Genomic DNA, 21,882 nt, shown 5'->3' with positions numbered 1-21,882 from the left:
CGCATGAACGAAGCCACCACCACCGCGGCCGTGCCGCGCTTTTTCGTCGACGCCGCGCTGTGCGCCGACGCCACGCTCGCGCTGCCGGCCGACGTCGCGCGCCACGTGCAGGTGCTGCGCCTGCAGCCCGGCGACGTGCTCGCGCTGTTCGACGGCACGGGCGGCCAGTACCGCGCACGGCTCGTCGAAGTCGACAAGCGCAACGCGCTCGTGCAGGTCGAGACGTTCGAGCCCGCCGAGGCCGAGCCGCCCTATCGCGTGACGCTCGCGCAGGGGATCGCCGGCGGCGACAAGATGGACTGGGTGATCGAGAAGGCCGTCGAGCTCGGCGTCGCGGCGGTCGTGCCGCTGTCGACCGCGCGCGGCGTCGTGAAGCTCGCCGGCGAACGGGCGGACAAGCGCGTCGCGCACTGGCGCGGTGTCGTACGCGCGTCGTGCGAGCAGTGCGGGCGCAACCGTGTGCCCGAGGTCGCGCCGGTATCCGGCTTCGGGGCGTGGCTCGATATGCTGCCGGCGGCGCCGGCCGACGGCGAGCTGCGGCTGCTGCTGTCGCCGCGCGCGAGCGTTCCGTTTTCGTCGCTGCCCGATGCGCCACCGACTGCGCACGTCACATTGCTGATCGGGCCTGAAGGCGGGTTGTCGCCCGACGAGGAAAACGCGGCGCGCGCACGCGGGTTCACCGCGCTGTCGCTCGGGCCGCGTGTGCTGCGCACGGAGACTGCGGGCGCGGCGGTGCTGGCGGCGTTGGCGGCGCGCTGGGGCGGGTGGTGACAAGCAAAAAGCTGCGTGGTGCTATTGCGTCGATGTGCTTGTCGCCGGCACGGCCGCGATGACGCGAAGCACGGTCCGTGGGTGCCGGCGTGCCTGCGGATTTTGTCGCCAAGCGTAAAAAAACCCGCACGAAGGCGGGTTTTGGAGAAATTGCGGACCTGATTCCGGTGCCGGCGGCGTACGCGACCGGAAGCTGCGATGACGCTGCGTGCCGGGCCGTCGATGCAAACTTACGCGAACGAGTAGAACACGCGGAACGCGACCTTGCGCTCGGCCCAGAACTCGGCTGCCTCGCGGAACACGTCGAGCAGCGTCTCGCGCCCTTCCTTGTCGAACTTCTGCGCGATCGGCAGCCCTTCGAGGACGATCACGAAACCGGGCTGCGCGCCGGCCTTCGCGACGAGGTCGGTCAGGCAGTCGTACAGCGCGTCGTAGTTCTTCCCGAAATGCTTCGGGAACAGGAACGACGTCGCGATCGTTTCCATTACTTCCTGCTTCGACTGCGCGGCGCCGCAATACGCGTACAGAAAGTGCTGGCCGAGCCGACCGGCTTCGTCGGCGAGATCCTGCACGCGGAACGCGCGGATCGACTGCACGAGATTGGGTCGCACGGTCGTGAAAAGGCTCATAGGCTCCTCGTTCGATGAAAGCCCGGGCTCGGCTTCCTGTTGTTCCGGCGCGCCGACGGCCTGTGCCGCCGCGTTCAGTTGAATCACGCGCTGAAACAGATTGCCGTCGCCGGCCGCGAACAGTTCCGCCGCCGCCGAATCGTGCGCGTAGATGGAGTCGCTCATGCCATTCGTCCCGAAGTCATTCAACAATACGTTTAAAACTGTTGTAGTGGTCGCCCGTGTAATAACAGTTGTCGATCCGGCGCAACGGCCCGCCACAGACGATCCGACGCGCGCCGCGATTGCGCGCACGCGGCGTCGGTACCGTGTACTCATGGTAGTAGCCGCGCTTCGCCTTCGGCAAAATCCGCTCGCGGTTGCCGAACACGACGCCGTCTTTCTCGTACGGATAGGGGCCGCCGGCGCCGATCAGTCCCAGCGTGGTCACGGCCTCGCGCGGAAGACGGGCGGTCGGGATCGTATCGAGCCCGCTCGCGGCCACGTCGGCCGGAACGGCCTCCCGTGCGTAAGCGGCGGAAACCAGACTGCCCGTCGGCGTGCCGACGATACCCATCGCGAACATCGCGAAGACGGACGCGAGCGCGCCGTTGCGGAGCCACTTGCGTGCCATGAACCAGGGTTCCCGCTGTTAAATCAAGTAGTTGACGACCAACAAAGGCGTTAGCGTAGCGTTATTGGCCGCGCGAATCAATGTCCGTTTGGGAATCGAAAGCCCGACGACGCGCGGATATGCGTATTTCTTACCGAATTTGCACTACATTTAACTTACATAGGATAAAATACGGCCGGCATCTTTCGTATGGCGAGTCCCTGCCTCCTCGCCACACTCGCTGCCTGGAGTGGAGAGATGCTGCTGTTGCTTTGAGGGAAGCGCGTTTGCGCCCTGCCCGCGGCGTGCCCATTGCGGGCACGCCTCTTTTTGCTTTTGTTTACAATTTCGCCCGACGTGCGGCACCGGTTCGACCGGCGCCGCGCGTTCGTTCCGGCTCAGCGGGCGGCGTTGACGTCGGCGACCAGCAGCGCCGCCATGTTGACGATGCGACGAACGGTCGCCGATTCGGTCAGCACGTGCACCGGCTCCGCGGCGCCCAACAGGATCGGCCCGATCGCGATGTTGTTGCCGGCGGCCGTCTTCAGCAGGTTGTACGCAATGTTCGCGGCGTCGATGTTCGGGAGGACCAGCAGGTTCGCGTCGCCTTCCAGCGTCGATTCCGGCAGGATTTCCTTGCGCAGCGCCGCGTCGAGCGCGACGTCGCCGTGCATCTCGCCGTCGACCTTCAGTTCCGGCGCGGTTTCCTGCAGGATCGCGAGCGTATCGCGCATCTTCTTCGCCGAAGGGGCATTGCTCGTGCCGAAATTCGAGTGCGACAGCAGCGCGACCTTCGGCTCGATGCCGAAGCGGCGCACTTCTTCCGCGGCCATGATCGTGATCTCGGCCAGTTCCTCCGGGGTCGGATCGACGTTCACGTGCGTATCGACGAGGAAAATCTGGCGCCCCGGCAGCACGAGGCCGTTCATCGCCGCGTACACGCTGCAACCCGGGCGCTTGCCGATCACCTGGTCGATGAAGTGCAGGTGGCGATGCGTGGTGCTGATCGTGCCGCAGATCATCCCGTCCGCCTCGCCCTTCTTTACCAGCATCGAGCCGATCAGCGTCGTGCGCCGGCGCATTTCGACGCGCGCGAGCTGCTCGCTGATACCCTTGCGCGCCATCATCTTGTGGTACGTCTGCCAGAAGTCGCGGTAGCGCTCGTCGTGCTCGGTGTTGACGACCGTGAAATCGGTGCCGGGCGTGAGGCGCAGGCCGTAGCGCTGGATCCGGTGCTCGATCACCGACGGGCGGCCGATCAGGATCGGCTTCGCGAGTTTTTCGTCGACGATGATCTGAACGGCGCGCAACACGCGCTCTTCTTCACCTTCCGCGAACACGACGCGCTTCTTCGCTTCCGGCGCGGCGCGCGCGATCTGGAAGATCGGCTTCATCGTCGTGCCGCTGTGATACACGAACTGCTGCAGATGGACGCGATACGCCTCCATGTCCTCGATCGGGCGCGTCGCGACGCCGCCGTCCATCGCGGCCTGCGCGACGGCCGGTGCGATCTTCACGATCAGGCGCGGATCGAACGGCTTCGGAATCAGGTATTCGGGCCCGAACGACAGGTCCTGGATGCCGTACGCGGTCGCGACGATGTCGCTCTGCTCGTGCTGCGCGAGTTCGGCGATCGCATTGACGGCCGCGATCTCCATTTCGCGCGTGATCGTCGTCGCGCCGACGTCGAGCGCGCCGCGGAAGATGAACGGGAAGCACAGGACGTTGTTGACCTGATTCGGATAGTCGGTGCGGCCGGTCGCGAGAATCGCGTCGGGGCGGACTTCGAGCGCCGCTTCCGGCAGGATTTCCGGCGTCGGGTTCGCGAGCGCGAGGATCAGCGGGCGCTCGGCCATGCCCTTCACCATCTCCTGCTTCAGCACGCCCGCGGCCGACAGGCCGAGGAAGATGTCCGCGCCGTCGATCACCTCGGCCAGCGTGCGGGCGTCGGTTTCGCGCGCGAAACGCTCCTTGTCCGGATCCATCAGCTCGGTGCGGCCCTTGTAGACCACGCCGGCCAGGTCGGTCACCGTGATGTTCTCGAGCGGCAGGCCGATGTCGACCAGCAGGTCGAGACACGCGAGCGCGGCCGCGCCCGCGCCGGACGCGACGAGCTTGACCTTCTTGATGTCCTTGTTGACGACCTTCAGGCCGTTCGTGACCGCCGCGGCCACGACGATCGCGGTGCCGTGCTGGTCGTCGTGGAACACCGGAATCTTCATCCGCTTGCGCGCTTCGCGCTCGACGATGAAGCAGTCGGGCGCCTTGATGTCTTCGAGGTTGATCCCGCCGAAGGTCGGCTCCAGCGCGGCGATCACGTCGACGAGCTTGTGCGGGTCCGATTCGTTCAGCTCGATGTCGAACACGTCGATACCCGCGAACTTCTTGAACAGCACCGCCTTGCCTTCCATCACCGGCTTCGACGCGAGCGGGCCGATGTTGCCGAGACCGAGCACCGCCGTGCCGTTCGTCACGACACCGACGAGGTTGCTGCGGGCGGTGAAACGCGCCGCGTTCAGCGGGTTCTCGACGATCTCCTCGCACGCGTACGCGACACCCGGCGAATACGCGAGCGCGAGGTCGCGCTGGTTGATCATCTGCTTGGTCGGGGCGATCGCGATTTTGCCGGGGGTCGGAAATTCGTGATAGTCGAGCGCGGCTTCGCGGAGCTTGGCTTTGGAGGAGGCTTGGGTGGACATGTGTCTCGTGACGTGCGGATTAGAATAACTGTTCGACGGCATTGTAGCGCCAATCATCGGCCGCCAGACCGGCGATTCGGGTGCGACAGCCGCGACCAAAATGTACTGGATGGTGCAGGCGCGCCGCCGCTCGCCTCGTACAATGCCGTTCCTTCAACCGTTTCGGATCGCCCGCCGTGCCAGCCGCCCTCTCCGAGTTTTCGCTGATCGAACGCTTCTTCACGCGCCGCGCCGCGCAGGGTGCCCGCGCGTCGACGCTCGGCATCGGCGACGATTGCGCACTCATTGCGCCCCGATCCGGGAAATTGCTGGCCATTTCGACGGACATGCTGGTGGAAGGCCGCCACTTCTTCCCCGATGTCGCGCCCGACGCGCTCGGCCACAAGACGCTCGCGGTCAACCTGTCGGACCTCGCGGCGATGGGCGCCGAGCCGCGCGCCTTCACGCTCGCGTGCGCGCTGCCGCGTGCCGACGCGGCGTGGCTCGAGGCGTTCAGCGACGGTCTCTTCGCGCTGGCCGAGCGATACGGCTGCGAGCTGATCGGCGGCGACACGACGAGCGGGCCGCTGAACCTGTGCGTGACCGTGTTCGGCGAAGTCGCACCCGACGCGGCGCTGCGGCGCGATGCCGCGCGCGACGGCGACGACGTGTGGGTATCCGGCACGCTCGGCGATGCGCGCGCGGGCCTCGGCGTCGCCCGCGGCGAATGGACGGCCGGCGCGGATGAAGCCGCCGCGTTCCGGCGCGCGCTCGAGCGGCCCGAACCGCGCGTCGCGCTCGGCCTGGCGCTCGCGGGCGTCGCGCACGCGGCGCTCGATCTTTCGGACGGCCTCGCCGGCGACCTCCAGCACATCCTGACGCGCTCGAACGTGCGCGCCGAGATCGACGCCGATGCGGTGCCGCGCTCGGCCGCGCTCGCGACGCTGCCGGCCGACGTGCAGCGCCGCTGCACGCTGGCCGGCGGCGACGACTACGAACTCTGCTTCACGGCGCCGGTTGCGGCGCGCGCGGCGGTCGCCGCAGCGGGCGCCACGGCCGGCGTGCCGGTCACGCGAATCGGTACAATACGCGCGTTGTCCGCGCCGTCGGCGCAACCCGCCATCGCGTGGCGCGACGCCGCCGGCGCGCCCCTCGCTCTCACGTTGCACGGCTTCGACCACTTCCATGCAGACTGATCCGACGCCCGCGCGCGCCGCGGCCGAGCCCGGCGCCGCGCAGCCCGCGCCGACACGCGTGACGGCCCGCTTCATGCTGTCGCATCCGGCGCATATCGTGTCGCTCGGCTTCGGCAGCGGGCTCGCGCCGATCATGCCCGGCACCTTCGGCTCGCTGTTCGGCTGGCTCGCGTTCGTCGTGCTCAACCGCTACCTGACGGTGCCCGAATGGTGGGCGCTGATCGCCGTCGGCTTCGTGGCGGGCACGTGGGTCACCGGTTTCACCGCGAAGAAGGCCGGGATGGCCGATCCGGGCGCCGTCGTCTGGGACGAGATCGTCGCGATCTGGCTCGTGATGCTGTTCGTCACGCCCGCGACCTTCGTCGGCCAGCTGTGGGCGTTCGTCGCGTTCCGCTTCTTCGACATGCTCAAGCCGCCGCCGATCCGCTACTTCGAGCGCCGCCTGAAAGGCGGGCTCGGCATCATGGTCGACGACCTCGTCGCCGCGTTCATGACGCTGCTCGTGATCGCCCTGTGGCGCTCCGTCGCCGGCTGACCGATTTCCCGACCGTTTCCCCGACTGTTTCCCGACGCGCATGCCAACCGATTCCGTCGTTCATCAGCTTGCGATCCGCGCAGGCAACAAGCTGCGTGACGAGCACCTCACGCTCGCCACCGCCGAATCCTGCACCGGCGGCATGATCGCCGCGGCGATCACCGACATCTCCGGCAGCAGCCAGTGGTTCGAGCGCGGCTTCGTCACGTACTCGAACCAGGCCAAGATCGAGATGATCGGCGTGCCGGCCGACCTGATCGACAAGCACGGCGCGGTCAGCGAGCCCGTCGCGCGGGCGATGGCCGAAGGCGCGCTGCGCAACAGCCGCGCGCAGGTCGCGCTGTCCGTCACCGGCATCGCGGGGCCGGCCGGCGGCAGCGAGAAGAAGCCGGTCGGCACCGTGTCGTTCGGCTGGAGCAACCGGCTGCATACCGACGTCGAAACGCTCGTGTTCAAGGGCGATCGCGAACAGATCCGCACGCAGGCGGCCGCGCATGCGCTGCGCGGGCTGCTGAAGCTGCTCGACGAGCGCGAACGCTGAGCGGGCCGGCGGCGTGCCGCGCCCGCCGCGCGCTTACTGAATCGCGTCGGGCTTCACGACGATCCAGTTCTTGTCCGCCGTCACCGGCAGGCCGAGCGACTTCTGCTTCGCGGCCGATTCGTCCGACCACGCGCGGATCTGCGCCATCTGCTTGTCCTTCTTGTTGACCCACACGCGCACGCCGCCGCGCGCGACGTCGGTCGCGTTCAGCAGCATGTAGCCGTCGGACGTCGGCGTGTCGCCCGCGACGAGCACCGGCTTCTTCCACTGGTCGATCCAGCCGACGATCGAACCGAGCTTGCCTTCGTACCACGTCATCGGGTTCATCAGGAACGGCGTGATCACGAGGTTGCGGTTCGCGGCCTCGTCGTACTTGCCGGCCTTGATCTGCAGCCGCGACGTCGTCAGCGCGCCGGTCGCCGGGTTGCGCAGCAGCGTCGTCACGCCGATCACGTTCTGCGGCTTCACGTTGTAGCCGTACTTCGGGTCGGACAGCACGAGCCGCGCGAGCTCCTCGTGTGCGGCCGTCATCACGTAGACATCGATGCCGTTCTCGCGCAGCGCGTTGTACAGCTCCTGCATCCCGCGGAAGAAGCGCGGCGGGTTCACCGTGCCGTCGACCACCTTGTCGCCCTGCCAGTAGCGGATCGGGATCGGCTTGCCGTCGGCGAGCATCGCGTCGACGTGGCGCTTCAGGTCGGCGAGCGACTGCCCGGCGAACGCCTGCGCGATCCACGGATAGCAGACCAGATCGTCGATCTCGCACAGCCGGTAGTAGTAGCTCGTCAGCGATTCCTTGTAGTCGGCGGAATCCTTGAACGGGATCAGCTTCAGCGAAGGGTCGAGCGAATCGCGCGTCAGCACGCCGCGGTTCTCGAGATACGGCAGCAGCGATTCCTCGAGGTCGTAGCGGTAGGTCGTGTTGTCGGCGTCGAACACCGCGTAGTCGCCGCGGTTCGCATGCGCGGCGATCATCGCGTTCAGCGCCTTCGCGCTATCGGCCGGCCAGTGCGAGAGATCCGCCGCATGGGCGAACGTCACGCACAGCGACGCGGCGAACGCGCTCAGAAGACGGCGGGACAGCTTGGGCATGGCGTCGCTCCTTTTCTTGACATTTTCGTGACGGATCGATGACAAGAGGCAGGATCGCGCGAATAAATTGCCGACATGCAATGCGGAAGCGACGGGAAGTTGTCGGCGCGCGCCAGGGAGGATCGAGGAAAGCGAAGGGGACGGGAGGATGCGGCGCGAGCCCGCGAGCGCGGGGCCGGCACCCACCGCCCAGCGTGCCGGCTGGGCGGTGTGGTGAGAGACAGCGTGGTGCGAGACGGTGTCGTGCGAGTCGATCAGCGATGCGCGTTGATCGTGTCGCGCGTCTTCTGCGCGGCGAGCGCCGCGGCTTCGGCGAAATCCTCGCCCTTGCTCGCGTACAGGATCGCGCGCGACGAGTTGATCATCATCCCGGTGCCGCCGGCCGTGCGGCCCGCGTTGACGGTCGCCTGCACGTCGCCGCCCTGCGCGCCGATGCCGGGGATCAGCAGCGGCATGTCGCCGACGATCCCGCGCACGACCTCGATTTCCTTCGGGAACGTCGCGCCGACCACGAGGCCGAGCTGGCCGTTCCTCGCATTCCACTTGTTCGCCGCGAGATCGGCGACGACCTGGTACAGCGGCCGGCCCGGCTGCCCGGCCCCGTTCGTTTCGAGGAACTGCAGGTCCGAACCGCCCGGATTCGACGTGCGGCACAGCACGATCACGCCCTTGCCTTCATGCTCGAAGTACGGCTCGACCGAGTCGTAGCCCATGTACGGGTTCACCGTGACGGCGTCCGCGCGATAGCGCTCGAACGCTTCGCGCGCGTACTGCTCGGCGGTGCTGCCGATGTCGCCGCGCTTCGCGTCGAGGATCACGGGCAGGCCCGGATGCTGCAGATGGATGTGCGCGATCAGGCGCTCGAGCTGGTCTTCCGCGCGATGCGCGGCGAAGTACGCGATCTGCGGCTTGAACGCGCTCGCATACTGCGCGGTCGCGTCGACGATCTGCCGGCAGAACTCGAAGATCGCGTCGGGCTGGCCGTCGAACTGCACGGGAAAGCGCGACGGCTCGGGATCGAGGCCGACGCACAGCAGCGAATTCGTGCGCAGCCACGCGGCGCGCAGCGATTCAATGAAAGTAAGCGGGGAAGACATGGCGGGTACTCGCGGCAAACCGTTGGTAGACCGCGTATTTTACCCGCGTCGCGGGCGGCCCTCGCGTGCCGCGGCGTTGCCGCGCGCATCGGCGCGCTCGACGGTGAACGCGAAACGCCGCGTGAGCCGCTCGCCGGGCGCGAGCAGCGTCATCCCGTGCGCGGTCGCGCCGCCCGGCAGGTTCATCGCGTTGATCGGATGATCGACCGGCTCGAAGCAGAAGAAATCCTCGCCCGGCGGCGTATAGAGCACGTACGCGTCGGCGTCGGCCGCGACGGTCAGCGACAGCCGGCGGCGCGGCCAGCTCACCGTCGCGTGGCCGCCCCAGCCGGTGAACGCGTGATTGACGAGCGTGGCCGGCAGCGGATACGCGACGCCGAACTGCCAGGCCGGCGGCACGCTGACGTGCCGCACCGGCAGGAAATCGGCGCCCGACAGCCACAGGCCGCCCGCCGCCGCGGCCAGCTCGGTCACCGCATCGCGCACGAGGAACGGATGCACGCCGAGCCCGAACGGCAGCCGCGCGCGCCCCGCGTTCTCGATCGTCAGCGCGATCGACAGCGTCGCGTCGTCGAGCTCGAACGACTGGATCGCGCGGAACGCGTACGGCGCGCCGGCGGCACGGTCGAGCGACAGTTGCAGCGACGTGTCGGTCGCATCGTCCACCTGCCACGGCGCGAGCCAGCCGTCGCCGTGGATCGGCAGCGGCTCGTCGCGGCGGTTGCGCGGCACCGCGACCTTGCGCCCGTCGCATTCGAAGCGCCCGTCGCCGATCCGGTTCGAGTACGGCAGCAGCGGATAGCACGCGAGCTCGTTCGGGTCCGTCGCCGTCTCCGGGTGCTCGCAGCGGCGGAACACCGGCATCAGCACGCCGTTGTCGCCGCGCCAGTCGAAGCGCGCGATGCCGCCGCCGAGGTGCGGCAGCACGTCGAGCCGCAGCGACGCGTTCGACAGCGTGACGGCCGCCGCATGCGCGGCGCCGACGCCCTGCGCGAATGCGGCCGTCTGCGGGCCGGGGCTGACCGGCTGGGCGGCGGCGGCCAGGCGCGCGCGGCGCGACTGGCTGGTGGACGACGATGCGCGCGAGGACGTGGCGGTCATGGTGAGCTCCTTTCCTTCGTCGAAGAAACGATGCAGGTCGTGCGAACGGTCAGGCCCAGCCGCCGTCGACGATCACGTCCTGCGCGGTGATCATCCGGCTGTCGTCGGCCGCGAGAAACAGCGCCATCCGTGCAAGATCGGCCGGCAGCAGTTCGGCATCGATGCACTGGCCGGCCTTGATCGCCGCGCGGCCCGCGTCGTCGAGCCACAGCCGGCGCTGCTTGTCGGTCAGCACCCAGCCGGGCACCAGCGAATTCACGCGGATGCCGAACGGGCCGAGATCGCGCGCGAGCCCGCGCGTCAGGCCCTGCACGGCCGCCTTCGCCATCACGTAGACGGGATAGCCGCCGTTCTTCAGCATCCAGCTGATCGAGCCGAGATTGATGATCGCGCCGCCGCCCTGCCGCTTCATGTCGTCGATCACCGCCTGCGCGGCGAAGAACTGGTGACGCAGGTTCACCGCGATGCCCGCGTCGAACGACGCGGGCGTCACGTCGCCGATCGCATGGCGCGTGTCGTTCGCCGCGTTGTTCACGAGCACCGCGATCGCGCCGATGCGTGCGCGGATCGCGTCGATCGCCCGGCGCAGCGCCTCGACGTCGGTCAGGTCGCACGACAGGAACAGCGGCGCATGCCGCGCATGCGCGAGGCGCTCCGCGAGTGCGGCGCCGGCCGCCGCGTCGAGATCGACGAACGCGACGCGTGCGCCCTGTTCGACGAAGTGCTCGACGAACGACGCGCCGATGCCGGTCGCGCCGCCCGTGATCAGCACCGCGCGATCCTCGAGGCTCGGGTAGCGCGCGAAGCGCGCGTCGCTCGCGGCGTGCGGATCGGGCGCGGAAGTGTCGATGGTCATGCGGATCGTCTCCGTGTAAACAGGTCGGTCAGTCGCGTACGCCGCGGTTCTTGAGCTGGTCGAGCAGCACGGCCGCGAGCAGGATCGCGCCGCGCACGAGGTACTGGTAGAACGCGTCGATGTTCAGCAGGTTCATCACGTTCTCGACGGTGCCCATGATCAGCACGCCGATCACGACGCCCGAGATCGTCGCGCGACCGCCCATCAGCGACACGCCGCCCAGCACGCACGCGGAGATCACGTTCAGCTCGAAACCCTGCGCGGCGTTCGGCTGGCCCGACGTGATGCGCGACGCGAGAATCACGCCCGCGAGCGCCGTCACCGCGCCCTGGATCAGGAAGATGTATACGCGCGTGCGTTCGACGTTGATCCCCGCGAGCCGCGACGCTTCCGGATTGCCGCCGATCGCCAGCGTGTTGCGGCCGTAGACGGTCTGGTTCAGCAGCACGCCGAACCCGATGAAGCACACCAGCGTGACCCAGATCGGCAGCGACACGCCGAACATCGACAGCCCGCCGAGCGCGATGAACGTGTCCGACGACACGCCGACCGCCTGCCCTTTCGACACGATGAAGCCGAGCCCGCGCACGATCTCCATCGTCGCGAGCGTCGTGATCAGCGCGTTGATGCGCAGGTACGCGATCACCGCGCCGTTCACGAAGCCGATCGCGGCGCCGGCCGCGACCGCCGCGATGATCGCGACGAACGTGTTGTCGGTCGCGTTCAGCACCATCGCGCACAGCACGCCGGAGAACGCGACGGTCGAGCCGATCGACAGGTCGAAGTCGCGCGACGCGAGACAGAACATCATCGTGCACGCGACCATGCCGATCTGCGAGATCGACAGCGCCAGGCCGAGCATGTTGTCGATCGAGAAGAAGTGATCGACGGTCAGCGACATCGTGATGAACATCACCGCGAAGATCGCGATCAGGCTGTATTCGGTCAGATGCTGCCACCACTTCTGGCGGTCGCTCTGCTGTGGAACCAGCGCGTCGGCCGACGGCTTCACGGCGGCGCTGCCAAGGTTTTCGTTGACTTGCATGGTGTATCTCCTGCTCCTGCATCGCGCGACCCGCGCCGCGCGTGTTCGATTCGAATGTCGTATGTCGCGTCAGGCCGCCTCGACCGCGCTCGTCTGCGGCAGCGCGAGATTCAGCACCGCGTGCTCGTTCGCCTCGGCGCGCGGCAGTTCGCCGGCGATCCGGCCTTCGCGCATCACGACGATGCGGTCGGACACGCCGAGCACTTCCGGCAGTTCCGACGACACCATCACGATCGCGCAGCCGCGCTCCGCGAGCCGGTAGATCACGTCGTAGATCTCGTGCTTCGCGCCGACGTCGATCCCGCGCGTCGGTTCGTCGAGGATCACGACCTTCAGGTCGGGCTCCGCGAGCCAGCGCGACAGGATCGCCTTCTGCTGGTTGCCGCCCGACAGGAAGCGGATCTTCTGGCGCCGGTTCGGCGTCTTGATCTTCAGCCGCTGGATGAAGCGGTCGGCCGTTTCGCTTTCGGTCTTGCCGTTGATGAAGAGCCCCGCGCGCAGCGAATGACGGCGGCAGCTGATGTTGATGTTCTCGGCGACCGACGCGATCGCGATGATCCCTTCTTCCTTGCGATCCTCGGGGCACAGCACGATGCCGTGACGAATCGCGTCGCCGGTGCGCTTCACGTCGATGCGCGCACCGTCGAGCGTCAGCACGCCCGCGCGCCGGCGGTCCGCGCCGTACACGAGCCGCATCAGCTCGCTGCGACCCGCGCCGACGAGCCCGAAGAAGCCGACGATCTCGCCCGCGCGCACCGAGAAGCTCGCGCGTTCGCGCAATGCCGGGCCTTCGACGCCGTCGGCGGAAAACCGCACGTCGCCGAGCGCACGCGGCGCGTAATGGTAGATGTCCGAAATCTCGCGCCCGACCATCTCGGCGACGAGCCGCTCGCGCGGCACGTCGGCCAGCGATTGGTGCGACGCGATCTTGCGCCCGTCGCGAAAGATCGTGCACGCATCGCACAGCCGGTAGATCTCGTCCATCCGGTGCGAGATGTAGATCAGCGCGCGGCCTTGCGCACGCAGATCGTCGACCAGTTTGAACAGCACCTCGGTCTCGCGATGCGACAGCGAGCTCGTCGGTTCGTCGAGCGCGATCACGCGCGCGTTGCGCATCAGCGCCTTGCAGATCTCGACCATCTGCCGCTGCGCGATCGACAGCCGCCCGAGCCGCGCGTCCGGATCGAGATCGACGCCCATCTCGGCGAGCCGCTCGCGCACGTAACGCTTCGCCTCGCGCTTTCTCACCCAGCCGAACGCGTTCGGCAGGCGGCCGAGCAACAGGTTTTCCGCGACCGTCAGATCGGGCACGTACTGCAATTCCTGGTGAATCACCGCGATGCCGGCCGCGATCGACGCGGCCGCACTCGCGAACTGCACGGGCTGGCCGTCGACCAGCACGCTGCCCGCATCGGGCTGGTATTCGCCGCCGAGAATCTTCAACAGCGTCGACTTGCCCGCGCCGTTCTCGCCCATCAGGCCATGCACCTCGCCCGCATGCACGTCGAACGAAATGCCGTCGAGTGCGCGCACGCCGGGAAATACCTTGCCGATATTGTCAAAACGCAGTGCCGCTGACACGTCGTCTCCCCACTTCCAGATCGATCGACCGCCGGCCGCCGCGTCGCCGCGGCAGCCGGCGGGCCGCTTACTTCGACGCGAGCCCCATCTCCTCGCGCACCTTCGCCACGTTGTCGCGCGTGGCGAGCATGCCCGTCGTCAGCGTCAGCGGCGGCGGCGCCTTGCCCTGCGTGATCCACGTGTACATCAGGTCCGAGGTTTCCTCGCCGTGGCGCTTCGGGCTGATGATCACGGTCCCGTAGAAGCCCGTCGGCTGCGGCTTCTTGAACTCGTTGAGCGCCGAATCGGAACCGCCGATGCCGATGCCGATCATGTTGTCGGCCTTGAAGCCGCGCCCTTCGGCCGCGCGCACCGCGCCGAGCACGGCCTCGTCGTTCAGGCCGTAGGCGACCCAGTGCTTGAACTGCGGGTTCTTCGTGAGCGCGATGTTCGCCGCGTTGAACGCGTTTTCCGTATCGGTCTTCGCCTGCGGCGCCGCGATCACGTTCGCCTTCGGGAAGCCGGCGGCGACCAGCGCGTCGGTCGCGCCGCTCGTGCGGTCGTGCGCGGTCGGCAACTGCTCGTAGGTGATGTCGATCGCGCCGACGTCCTTCATGTCCCAGCCGCGCTTCTTGATCTCGGCCGCGATGCCGTCGCCGACCTGCTTGCCGATGTTGTACGCGGAGATCCCCATGTGCGGCACCGCCTCGATCGGCTTGCCCGCGCCGTCGACGAGGCGGTCGTCGACCGTCATCATCTTCAGGTTGTGCGACTTCGCCTTCGCGACGATGCCCGGCCCGAGCTTCACGTCGGGCGTGCAGATGATGAAGCCCTGCGCCTTCTGTGCGGACAGGTTGTCGATCGCGCTCATCACCTTCTCGCCGGACGGCGCACCGATCTTCACGAGCGTGAAGCCCTTCTGCTTCGCGGCGATCTCGGCGAATTTCCATTCGTCCTGGAACCACGGTTCCTCAGGCTGCTTCACCAGGAAGCCGATCTTGACCGGGTCGGCCGCGTGCGCGACCGGGCTGCCCATCACCACCGCGGCCGCAGCGGCCAGCGTTACGAACGTTCTGCGTTTCATCTCCAGAGTCTCCTTGTTTTCATCGAACAGGATGCAGCCGCTTGTTGGTTTCGACGCAGCGTGCGCGCGGCCGTCGCACGTGCGGTCTTTCGAATCGCTACGTCAATCGTGTCAGTCGTGATACAGCGCCGCGCGCCCGCCATCGACGGTGATGCACGCGGCATTGATGAACGGCGCCTCGTCGGACGCCAGGAACACGGCCGTCATCGCGACCTCCTCGGGGCGGCCGATCCGCTTCATCGGCTGCAGCGCGAGCGTCTCGGCGCGCGCGGCGGCCGGATCGGGCTGCGCGTCCCACCAGTCGCGCGTGAGCTGCGTCTCGATGTAGCCCGGCGCGATCGCGTTCACGCGCACGTTGCGCGCCGCGTATTCGATGCCGAGCGCACGCGTGAGGCCGAGCACGCCGTGCTTCGCGACCGGGTACGGAAAGCAGCCCGGGATGATCCTGAATGCATGCGTCGACGCGATGTTCACGATGCTGCCGCGCCCGCGCTCGACCATGCCCTCCAGCGCGGCGCGGCAGCCATGCCACACGCCGTCGAGATCGACCGCGAAGCAGCGCCGCCAGTCGTCGTCGGTCATCGTCAGCGGATCGGCGAACACGTTGATGCCCGCGTTGTTCACGAGCACGTCGAGCGGGCCGAACGCCGCTTCGGTCTGCGCGAGCGCATCGCGCACCGCCTGCTGCCGCGCGACATCCGCCTGCAGCGGCAGCACGCGCGCGCCGTCGCATTCGTGTGCAATCGCGGCGGCCGTGTGCTGCGCCTGCGGGAAGTCGAGATCGACGAGCGCGACGGCCGCGCCTTCGCGCACGAACGCGCGCGCGATCGCGGCGCCGATGCCGCGGCCCGCGCCCGTCACCATCGCGACCTTGCCCGCGAGGCGGCCCATCATGCGGCTCCGCCGCGCGCGACGCGCAAGCCGGCCTGGAACGCGCGCGCATTCGCCGCGGTCGTGTCGGCCGACTGGCCGGGGCGGTACAGCGCCGAACCCAGCCCGAAGCCGTTCGCGCCGGCGTCGAGGAACGGCCGCATGTTGTCCGGCGCGATCCCGCCGACCGGAATCAGCGGCACCGCGCGGTCGATCACCGCGCGCCATGCCTTCACGACCGTCACGCCGAGTTGCTCGGCCGGGAACATCTTCAGCACGTCGGCGCCGTTCGTCAGCGCCGCGAACGCTTCGGTCGGCGTCGCGACGCCCGGCGCGCTCGCCAGCCCGCGCTCGCGTGCGCGGCGGATCACGGCCGCGTCGCTGTGCGGCATCACGATCAGCGCGCCGCCCGCGTCCTGCACGCGATCGACGTACTCGGCGCGCAGCACGGTGCCCGCGCCGACGATCGCGTCGTCGGGCAACGCGCGCCGCAACGCCGCGATGCTGTCGAACGGGTCCGGCGAGTTGAGCGGCACCTCGACGATCCGGAAGCCGGCTTCGTAGAGCGCGCGGCCGTGATCGGCCGCTTCGGCGGGCGCGATGCCGCGCATGATCGCGATCAGCGGACACGCATCGAACGCGCGCATCAGTGCGGCGTGGGGCGTGTACGGCGCGGGCAATGTCAGGTCGGTCGGCATCGAGGATTCCTCTGCAAGCAGTTCAGTGGTCGGCGCAGACGGGCTCGCCGTCCGCGCGCACGAGCCCGGCGCGCGACGCGATCCGCCACAGGCCAAGCTCGGTCGCATGCGCGGCGACACGCGCATGCGCATGGCCGAATACCTGGAGCGCATCGACGTAGCGCGAACACAAGCCGCCGTCGCCGATCAGCAGCAGCGGCTGGTCCGCGAGCGCGATGCCGCGCTCCGCGAGCATCGCGTCGAGCGCATTGAGTTCGTGGCCGATCAGCAGGCCGGACAGGTAGTCGCCCTGCGCGTCGGGTGCGAGCCGGTCGGTCAGCCCCAGCGTGCGCGTGCTGAAAATCGTCGCGAGCAGCCCCGTGTGCTGCGCGCCGCGTGCGACCGCTACGCCGCGGACGAACGCGGCGCGGTCGGGCGACGCACCCGTTCGCATCGTGCGGCCGAGGATCGTGTGATCGCGCAGCACCGCGAACAGCTCGCCGGTCATGAAGGTCTGGAAGCGCTCGATCAGCCCGTCCTTCACCCACGCCCATTTCGCATGCGTGCCCGGCAAGCCGATCAGTACCCCTGAACGATCGGCGCCAAGCGTCGGATCGCTCGCGAGTGCGCCGACGATCTGCGTTTCTTCGCCGCGCATCACGTCGGGCAATTCGCCCGTCGCGATCACGCCCGGCACGATCGAAACGGTCGCGCCGCGCGACGTCGTCACCGTGATGAGGCCCGCGACGAGCGCGTCGGCCCCGGCCGGCACCGCGACGTACGGCGCCTCGCGCCAGCCCTGCGCGCTGCCGACCATTCCGGCGGCGAGCACCGGCAGGCCGGGCGCACGGTCGAGCCAGTCGCCGCACGCTTCCTCGAACACCGCGTCGAACGCACGCGCGCCGCCGCCCGGTACGTGCATCACGCCGGCCGCCCGGCTGCGCGTGTCGATCGGCACGCCGTGCGCGTCGTACAAATACGCGCGCAGCGACGTGGTGCCCCAGTCGAGCGCGATCAGCGACGGGGAAGCGGAACTGGCATCCGGAACGAGCCGGGTCGAAGTCGTCATCGTTTGATCCTGCGGGTACCCTGCGGCGGGCTCCAGCCCAGTTCCGCGGAAATGGCTCGCGCTTCGCGCTGCACGAGCGGAATCAGTTCGTCCATGCGGTCGTGCGGCATGTACGGAATCGTGCTCGCCACCGACACCGCCGCGACGACCGCGCCCGACGCGTCGCGGATCGGCGCGGCCACGCAGCGGATCGACGCCTCGTTTTCCTCGAGATCGAACGTATAGCCGCCGGCCGCGTAATGGGCCATGCGCTGCAGGAACGCGCTCGTCTCGGGCCGGTTGTCGGGCTTGAAATTGACGCCGGCCAGCGCGCGCCGCGCGGCTTCGAACAGCGAGCGCCACAGGTCGGGATCGAGGTCGAGCATCATCGCCTTGCCGATGCCGGTCGACGCGAGCGGCATCCGGTGGCCGACGCGCGAGCGCATCTCGAGGCCGCGCGTGCCGGGAATCTTGTCGATGTACAACACGTCGTCGCCGTCGCGCACGCCGAGATGGATCGTGTCGAGCGTCGCTTCCGCGAGCGCCTCGAGATGCGGACGCGCCACCGCGGTGAGCGGCATCTGCTCGAGCGCGATCGTGCCGAGCTCGATCAGCTTCGGGCCGAGCAGGTAGCCGCCCTGCACCTGGCGCAGATAGCGCGCCTGGACGAGGCTGCTGACGAGCCGGTGCGTCGTGCTGCGCGTCGTGCCGAGCGCGGCGCCGATCGCGCGCATGTCGCGCGCGCCGTTGGCGATCGCTTCGAGAATCGCGAGGCCGCGCAGCAGCGTCTGCGTGCCGGCCTGCTGCGCGGCGAGGTCGAGCGGCGTGCTGGTCGCGCCGATGCTGTCGGTCAGCGACGCATTGACCGGCATCGCGCGCCGGGCGTCGAGGGCAAGGGAATCTGGCATCTTGGTCATGGGGCGGGGCTTCTTCAACGGAATCGGTGAAGCCGCTCGCGCAGCGCCGGAACTGCGTCCGGTGCTGCGGCGTGGCGGCGGTCGATGCACCGAGTAAAGCGCCCGGCAAACTTCATGGAAGGTGTCTCCGTGTGCGACGGGCGCCGCGCGATGCGTGGGTCCGAAGCTGTCGATGTGCTTCGGATTGTAGGAGCGCACGCACTCGTCTCCAATATTTGAATGCGTTGTCCAGATAATGAGAATGACGGCGAAATCGCCCGCAGGCTCGACGCGACGGCTGCGCCATGCGCACGGGGGCGGAACCCGCCGTGTCGCAGGTTCCGCCCCCGTTTGTTCAACGCGTCCCGCGCTTACTGCTGGCTCGTGCTGCGCGCCTGCATGTAGCGCTGGACGTCGGCGAACGACACGCGACCGCTGCCGCCCGCGTCGATCTGCCGGAAGTGGTTCGCGACATAGCCGAGGCCGGCCGCGCGCGCCTGCGACTCGGTGATCGAACCCGTGTTCTGCGTGTCGGCCGCACTGAACTGCCGCGCGAGCTTGCGCACCACCTGCGCGTGCAGCGCGGCGCCGGTCGTTTGCGTGCCGGCGGTCACGTGGCGCGCGGCCGGCGGCACGTACGGGTCGCCGAGCTGCGCCTGGCGCGCACGCGCCGGCGCGGCGGCGTCGCTCGCCTGCGCGGAAAGGGATGCTGCGGCGCCGACGCATGCGAGCGCCGCGGCAACGACGATGAAACGATTCTTCATGTCAGGCTCCAGTCTGGAATGGGATCGACGGCCGGCGAGCGGCGCCGGGGGCGCCTGTCGCCGGCGTGGCGCAATCAATGCGCGGCCGCGCCGTAGAAGGTCACGAGGTCGGCTTTCTCCTGCGGACGCGACGTATCGTCGAGATAGACCATGTGCCCGCCCTGATAGTCCTTGATCGTCAGGTTCGGTTGTGTCCCGAGCCGCGCGAGGTCGAGTTCGGTCTGGTAGAACGGCGTCGCGATGTCGTGATACCCGTTCAGCGACAGCACCTTCAACGCCGGGTTCAGCGTCAGCGCCGCGGCCAGATCGGGGATCGTGTCGGGCATCGCCAGGCCGTCGTGCGTCCAGTCCCACGTGTTGATCGCGTTGCTGCTCACCGAGTAGGCCGACTGCGCGGTGTACTTCAGTTCGTTCGGCAGGTAGCTGCCGATCGTGTCGGTGAACGGCTTCGTGATAAACGAGCTGGACGGATCGCCGTCGGCCGCGAGCGGGCTCGACACGGGCACGTTCACGCGTGCGTCGTAGCGGCCGATCAGCGTGCCCGGGACCAGCGACAGCTGGAAGCTGTTGTCGAAGAAGGTCGGGACCACGTTGAAGTCGGCATTCCACAGCGCCTGCTTCACGCCGGTCGAATTCGCCATCGTCGTGACGAGATTCGGCGGCGGCGGCGTATGGCTCGCCAGATACGCGTTCACGGCGGGCGCGTAGCTGCCGGCCGTCAGCAGGCGCATCTGGTCCGCATACTGCGGCAGGTTCGACGGATTGGGGTTGTCGAGCTGGTAATACGCGCCGACCGTGCCGTACGACGGCACGAAGCCGGCGCAGCTCACCGGGCTCGCGCCGTTGTTCGAGTTGCCGACATAGTCGCTCGCCATGTCGCAGTTCGTGTTGTAGTTCAGGATCGACGATTGCAGCACGATGCCGTCGAGCTTCACGCCAGCCGTCTCGAGCAGGTTCGCGAGCACGTCGGTGCGCGGCGTGCCGTACGATTCGCCGAACAGGTATTTCGGCGAATCGTTGCGCTGGTTCACGCTCAGGTAGCGCGTCACGAAATCGCGGAACGCGCCGGCGTCCTGGTCGACGCCCCAGAACGTCTGGTTCGTGTTCGGCGCGACCGCTTCCGAGAAGCCGGTGCCGATCGCATCGACGAACACGAGGTCGGTCGTGTCGAGCAGCGTTTCCTGGTTGTCGACGAACGGGAACGTCGACGTGTTCGCGTTCGGGTCGCCGGTCTGGATCCGGCGCGGGCCGAACGAGCCGAGGTGCAGCCACACCGAGGCCGAGCCCGGACCGCCGTTGTACAGGAACGTGACGGGCCGCTTCGCCGCGGGCTGGTTGTCGGCCGTGTACGCGACATAGAAGAACGATGCTTCGGGCGCGCCCGTCTGCGGATTGCGTGCGACGAGGTGGCCGGCGGTGGCCGTGTACCGGATCGTCTTGCCGTTCAGCGTGATCTGGTGGTGCGTGACGGCGGCTTTTTCGACCGCGGCGGACGCGTCGAGCGACGCGGTCGCGCTCGACGAATAACTGTTGGGATCGTTGTACGCACGGTCGACCTGACCGGCGGGATCGGCTGAATCGGCGGCGCTCGCAGCGGCGGACGACGTCACGTCGTCGTTGCAGGCCGTCAGAATCAGCGAAGAACACACCACCCCCAACAACAGCTTCGCTTTGCTCGCTGGCATCGTTGCGTTCCTTCTCTCGGATGTTTTTCGTGTCGAGCAGCCGGATAAGCCACCCCCCGCCTCGATTGCGGCCGATAAGCCGAGGCGCTGGCCAATATACGCGAGCCCGTCAGCTTTGAAAAATTTGGAAATATTTGGCGCGCCGGCGGTGCAGCGCACACCTTTCAGGAATGCTTCGATTCGCGAAACGTTGCATTTCACGTCGCTTTCATCGGCTTTCGCGTTTAGCCGTGCGGACTAAAAAAGCACGGATTTCACGCGCTGCCCACCAACAAAATCGCGCGGTCGCCGGCATTGCTCAGCAAAGCGAAATAGACGGATTCGTCTAAAGGATGTGGCCCGAAATGGCGGCGACACGAATCCGCTGCAGCGCGTCAATCGCGCGTCGACGGCGCAACGGACAATGCAGCGGCGCGGGCGCGCCGCTTACTCGGATTGCGGGAGCTCGGCCGCGCCCATCCGGCGCGCGATGACTGCCGCACGCTGCGCCTGGTAGGCCGAGCCGCGATGCGCATCGAACCAGCGCGGCTTCGGCAGCATCACCGCGAGACGCGCCGACTGCCACGCGCCGAGCCGGCTCGCCGGAATCTTGTAGTAATAGCGTGCGGCCGCTTCGGCGCCGTACACGCCGCGCCCCCATTCGACCGAATTCAGGTAGATCTCGAAGATGCGCTCCTTGTCGAGCACCGTTTCGAGCATCCACGTGATGATCAGCTCCTGCCCCTTGCGGATGTAGCTCTTCTCGCGCGACAGGAACAGGTTGCGCGCGAGCTGCTGCGTGATCGTCGAGCCGCCCGCGACGATCCTGCCGCGCGCCTTGTTCTTCTCCCACGCCTGAAGGATCGCGTCGACGTCGTAGCCGTTGTTGGTCGCGAAGGTCGAATCTTCGGAGGCGATCAGCGCACGCTTCAGGTTGCGCGAGATCTGGTCGTACGGCACCCACTGGTGCCGGATCTGCGCGGGCGGCGTGTCGCGCGACAGCCACCACGCGTCGGTGCGCATGAACGCGGTCGAGCCCGGGTTCACGAACGACCACAGCGCGATCTGCCCGAGATAGAACAGTTGCGTCGCGAGCCATGCGCCCGCGAATACCGATCCCGCGTAGACGATCCAGCGAGCGAGGCTCGTCGTCCGCGTGCGCTGCGTGCCGCTCACCGCCACCACG

General features: G+C 68.1%; 21 protein-coding genes. 4 read left to right on the top strand and 17 right to left on the bottom strand.

Annotated features, from left to right (window positions below):
• Positions 1-3: 3 nt before the first annotated feature.
• Positions 4-771 carry a 16S rRNA (uracil(1498)-N(3))-methyltransferase gene (locus CFB46_RS07000; protein WP_089499607.1) on the top strand — a complete coding sequence of 256 codons (768 nt, stop codon included), beginning with the start codon at positions 4-6 and terminating at the stop codon, positions 769-771.
• A 230-nt stretch (positions 772-1,001) separates the two neighbouring features.
• On the opposite strand, the gene CFB46_RS06995 is transcribed toward CFB46_RS07000, so the two are convergent.
• The 3 genes from CFB46_RS06995 to CFB46_RS06985 form a co-directional block, all read right to left on the bottom strand.
• Positions 1,002-1,565 carry a barstar family protein gene (locus tag CFB46_RS06995; RefSeq protein ID WP_027783519.1) on the bottom strand — a complete coding sequence of 188 codons (564 nt, stop codon included), beginning with the start codon at positions 1,563-1,565 and terminating at the stop codon, positions 1,002-1,004.
• Positions 1,566-1,581: 16 nt separating this feature from the next.
• Entirely contained in the window at positions 1,582-2,013 is a 432-nt protein-coding gene (locus tag CFB46_RS06990; RefSeq protein ID WP_031398890.1) for a ribonuclease domain-containing protein, read from the bottom strand.
• A gap of 377 nt (positions 2,014-2,390) precedes the next feature.
• Positions 2,391-4,733 carry an NADP-dependent malic enzyme gene (locus CFB46_RS06985; RefSeq protein ID WP_027783517.1) on the bottom strand — a complete coding sequence of 781 codons (2,343 nt, stop codon included), beginning with the start codon at positions 4,731-4,733 and terminating at the stop codon, positions 2,391-2,393.
• A 134-nt stretch (positions 4,734-4,867) separates the two neighbouring features.
• Here CFB46_RS06985 and thiL point away from each other — a divergent pair, with 134 nt between their 5' ends.
• Genes thiL through CFB46_RS06965 form a run of 3 tightly spaced genes read left to right on the top strand, consistent with a single transcriptional unit; the run spans position 4,868 to position 6,942 of the window.
• Entirely contained in the window at positions 4,868-5,866 is a 999-nt protein-coding gene (thiL, locus tag CFB46_RS06975; protein WP_089499606.1) for a thiamine-phosphate kinase, read from the top strand.
• Positions 5,856-6,401: a phosphatidylglycerophosphatase A family protein gene (locus tag CFB46_RS06970; protein ID WP_089499605.1), complete on the top strand. Its 546-nt coding sequence runs from the start codon at positions 5,856-5,858 to the stop codon at positions 6,399-6,401. The genes thiL and CFB46_RS06970 overlap by 11 nt, the downstream gene beginning before the upstream one ends.
• A gap of 40 nt (positions 6,402-6,441) precedes the next feature.
• Positions 6,442-6,942, top strand: a complete 501-nt coding sequence (locus CFB46_RS06965) for a CinA family protein (protein ID WP_027783514.1) — start codon at positions 6,442-6,444, stop codon at positions 6,940-6,942.
• A gap of 33 nt (positions 6,943-6,975) precedes the next feature.
• Here CFB46_RS06965 and CFB46_RS06960 read toward each other — a convergent pair whose 3' ends face one another.
• The 14 genes from CFB46_RS06960 to mtgA all read right to left on the bottom strand — a co-directional run bounded on the left by CFB46_RS06960 (position 6,976) and on the right by mtgA (position 21,881).
• Positions 6,976-8,034, bottom strand: coding sequence for a hypothetical protein (locus tag CFB46_RS06960; protein WP_027783513.1), 1,059 nt, complete (start codon positions 8,032-8,034; stop codon positions 6,976-6,978).
• Between the two features lie 254 nt (positions 8,035-8,288).
• Positions 8,289-9,131, bottom strand: coding sequence for an orotidine-5'-phosphate decarboxylase (gene pyrF / locus CFB46_RS06955; RefSeq protein ID WP_027783512.1), 843 nt, complete (start codon positions 9,129-9,131; stop codon positions 8,289-8,291).
• Positions 9,132-9,170: 39 nt separating this feature from the next.
• A complete protein-coding gene (locus CFB46_RS06950; RefSeq protein ID WP_027783511.1) occupies positions 9,171-10,232 on the bottom strand; it encodes an aldose 1-epimerase in 1,062 nt (353 codons plus the stop codon).
• 49 nt (positions 10,233-10,281) lie between these two features.
• On the bottom strand, positions 10,282-11,088 hold the full coding sequence (locus CFB46_RS06945; RefSeq protein ID WP_089499604.1) for an SDR family NAD(P)-dependent oxidoreductase: 807 nt from the start codon (positions 11,086-11,088) through the stop codon (positions 10,282-10,284).
• 28 nt (positions 11,089-11,116) lie between these two features.
• Positions 11,117-12,133 carry an L-arabinose ABC transporter permease AraH gene (gene araH / locus CFB46_RS06940; RefSeq protein ID WP_089499603.1) on the bottom strand — a complete coding sequence of 339 codons (1,017 nt, stop codon included), beginning with the start codon at positions 12,131-12,133 and terminating at the stop codon, positions 11,117-11,119.
• Positions 12,134-12,202: 69 nt separating this feature from the next.
• A complete protein-coding gene (araG, locus tag CFB46_RS06935) occupies positions 12,203-13,714 on the bottom strand; it encodes an L-arabinose ABC transporter ATP-binding protein AraG (RefSeq protein ID WP_089499602.1) in 1,512 nt (503 codons plus the stop codon).
• A 67-nt stretch (positions 13,715-13,781) separates the two neighbouring features.
• Positions 13,782-14,777: an arabinose ABC transporter substrate-binding protein gene (locus CFB46_RS06930; protein ID WP_027783507.1), complete on the bottom strand. Its 996-nt coding sequence runs from the start codon at positions 14,775-14,777 to the stop codon at positions 13,782-13,784.
• A 111-nt stretch (positions 14,778-14,888) separates the two neighbouring features.
• Entirely contained in the window at positions 14,889-15,668 is a 780-nt protein-coding gene (locus CFB46_RS06925; RefSeq protein ID WP_059791982.1) for an SDR family oxidoreductase, read from the bottom strand.
• The gene (locus CFB46_RS06920) at positions 15,668-16,345 is read right to left on the bottom strand and encodes a 2-dehydro-3-deoxy-6-phosphogalactonate aldolase (RefSeq protein WP_027783505.1); all 678 of its coding nucleotides are present in this window, start codon (positions 16,343-16,345) and stop codon (positions 15,668-15,670) included. Before CFB46_RS06920 ends, CFB46_RS06925 begins: the two co-directional genes overlap by 1 nt.
• Positions 16,346-16,367: 22 nt before the next feature.
• Complete coding sequence (locus CFB46_RS06915) at positions 16,368-17,393, bottom strand: 2-dehydro-3-deoxygalactonokinase (RefSeq protein WP_089499601.1); 1,026 nt, start codon at positions 17,391-17,393, stop codon at positions 16,368-16,370.
• Entirely contained in the window at positions 17,390-18,289 is a 900-nt protein-coding gene (locus CFB46_RS06910) for an IclR family transcriptional regulator (RefSeq protein WP_027783503.1), read from the bottom strand. The genes CFB46_RS06915 and CFB46_RS06910 overlap by 4 nt, the downstream gene beginning before the upstream one ends.
• Before the next feature lie 350 nt (positions 18,290-18,639).
• The gene (locus tag CFB46_RS06900) at positions 18,640-19,032 is read right to left on the bottom strand and encodes an EF-hand domain-containing protein (protein ID WP_089499600.1); all 393 of its coding nucleotides are present in this window, start codon (positions 19,030-19,032) and stop codon (positions 18,640-18,642) included.
• A 74-nt stretch (positions 19,033-19,106) separates the two neighbouring features.
• Positions 19,107-20,717 (bottom strand): S10 family peptidase, encoded by a 1,611-nt coding sequence (locus CFB46_RS06895; RefSeq protein WP_027783501.1) that lies wholly within the window; start codon positions 20,715-20,717, stop codon positions 19,107-19,109.
• 426 nt (positions 20,718-21,143) lie between these two features.
• Positions 21,144-21,881, bottom strand: coding sequence for a monofunctional biosynthetic peptidoglycan transglycosylase (gene mtgA / locus CFB46_RS06890; protein ID WP_089499599.1), 738 nt, complete (start codon positions 21,879-21,881; stop codon positions 21,144-21,146).
• Position 21,882: the final 1 nt, after the last annotated feature.

This window comes from Burkholderia sp. HI2761, assembly GCF_002223355.1.
Classification (GTDB): domain Bacteria; phylum Pseudomonadota; class Gammaproteobacteria; order Burkholderiales; family Burkholderiaceae; genus Burkholderia.
The sequence above is the reverse complement of the archived record's forward strand: the minus strand, read 5'-3'. Positions and strand labels throughout refer to the sequence as shown.

What these genes read in the sequence shown, in the direction of transcription:
- CFB46_RS07000 (WP_089499607.1), top strand. Translation starts at nt 4, where the DNA reads ATGAACGAAGCCACCACCACCGCGGCCGTGCCGCGCTTTTTCGTCGAC.
- CFB46_RS06995 (WP_027783519.1), bottom strand. Translation starts at nt 1,565, where the DNA reads ATGAGCGACTCCATCTACGCGCACGATTCGGCGGCGGCGGAACTGTTC.
- CFB46_RS06990 (WP_031398890.1), bottom strand. Translation starts at nt 2,013, where the DNA reads ATGGCACGCAAGTGGCTCCGCAACGGCGCGCTCGCGTCCGTCTTCGCG.
- CFB46_RS06985 (WP_027783517.1), bottom strand. Translation starts at nt 4,733, where the DNA reads ATGCCGTCGAACAGTTATTCTAATCCGCACGTCACGAGACACATGTCC.
- CFB46_RS06970 (WP_089499605.1), top strand. Translation starts at nt 5,856, where the DNA reads ATGCAGACTGATCCGACGCCCGCGCGCGCCGCGGCCGAGCCCGGCGCC.
- CFB46_RS06965 (WP_027783514.1), top strand. Translation starts at nt 6,442, where the DNA reads ATGCCAACCGATTCCGTCGTTCATCAGCTTGCGATCCGCGCAGGCAAC.
- CFB46_RS06960 (WP_027783513.1), bottom strand. Translation starts at nt 8,034, where the DNA reads ATGCCCAAGCTGTCCCGCCGTCTTCTGAGCGCGTTCGCCGCGTCGCTG.
- pyrF (WP_027783512.1), bottom strand. Translation starts at nt 9,131, where the DNA reads ATGTCTTCCCCGCTTACTTTCATTGAATCGCTGCGCGCCGCGTGGCTG.
- CFB46_RS06950 (WP_027783511.1), bottom strand. Translation starts at nt 10,232, where the DNA reads ATGACCGCCACGTCCTCGCGCGCATCGTCGTCCACCAGCCAGTCGCGC.
- CFB46_RS06945 (WP_089499604.1), bottom strand. Translation starts at nt 11,088, where the DNA reads ATGACCATCGACACTTCCGCGCCCGATCCGCACGCCGCGAGCGACGCG.
- araH (WP_089499603.1), bottom strand. Translation starts at nt 12,133, where the DNA reads ATGCAAGTCAACGAAAACCTTGGCAGCGCCGCCGTGAAGCCGTCGGCC.
- CFB46_RS06930 (WP_027783507.1), bottom strand. Translation starts at nt 14,777, where the DNA reads ATGAAACGCAGAACGTTCGTAACGCTGGCCGCTGCGGCCGCGGTGGTG.
- CFB46_RS06925 (WP_059791982.1), bottom strand. Translation starts at nt 15,668, where the DNA reads ATGGGCCGCCTCGCGGGCAAGGTCGCGATGGTGACGGGCGCGGGCCGC.
- CFB46_RS06920 (WP_027783505.1), bottom strand. Translation starts at nt 16,345, where the DNA reads ATGCCGACCGACCTGACATTGCCCGCGCCGTACACGCCCCACGCCGCA.
- CFB46_RS06915 (WP_089499601.1), bottom strand. Translation starts at nt 17,393, where the DNA reads ATGACGACTTCGACCCGGCTCGTTCCGGATGCCAGTTCCGCTTCCCCG.
- CFB46_RS06910 (WP_027783503.1), bottom strand. Translation starts at nt 18,289, where the DNA reads ATGACCAAGATGCCAGATTCCCTTGCCCTCGACGCCCGGCGCGCGATG.
- CFB46_RS06900 (WP_089499600.1), bottom strand. Translation starts at nt 19,032, where the DNA reads ATGAAGAATCGTTTCATCGTCGTTGCCGCGGCGCTCGCATGCGTCGGC.
- CFB46_RS06895 (WP_027783501.1), bottom strand. Translation starts at nt 20,717, where the DNA reads ATGCCAGCGAGCAAAGCGAAGCTGTTGTTGGGGGTGGTGTGTTCTTCG.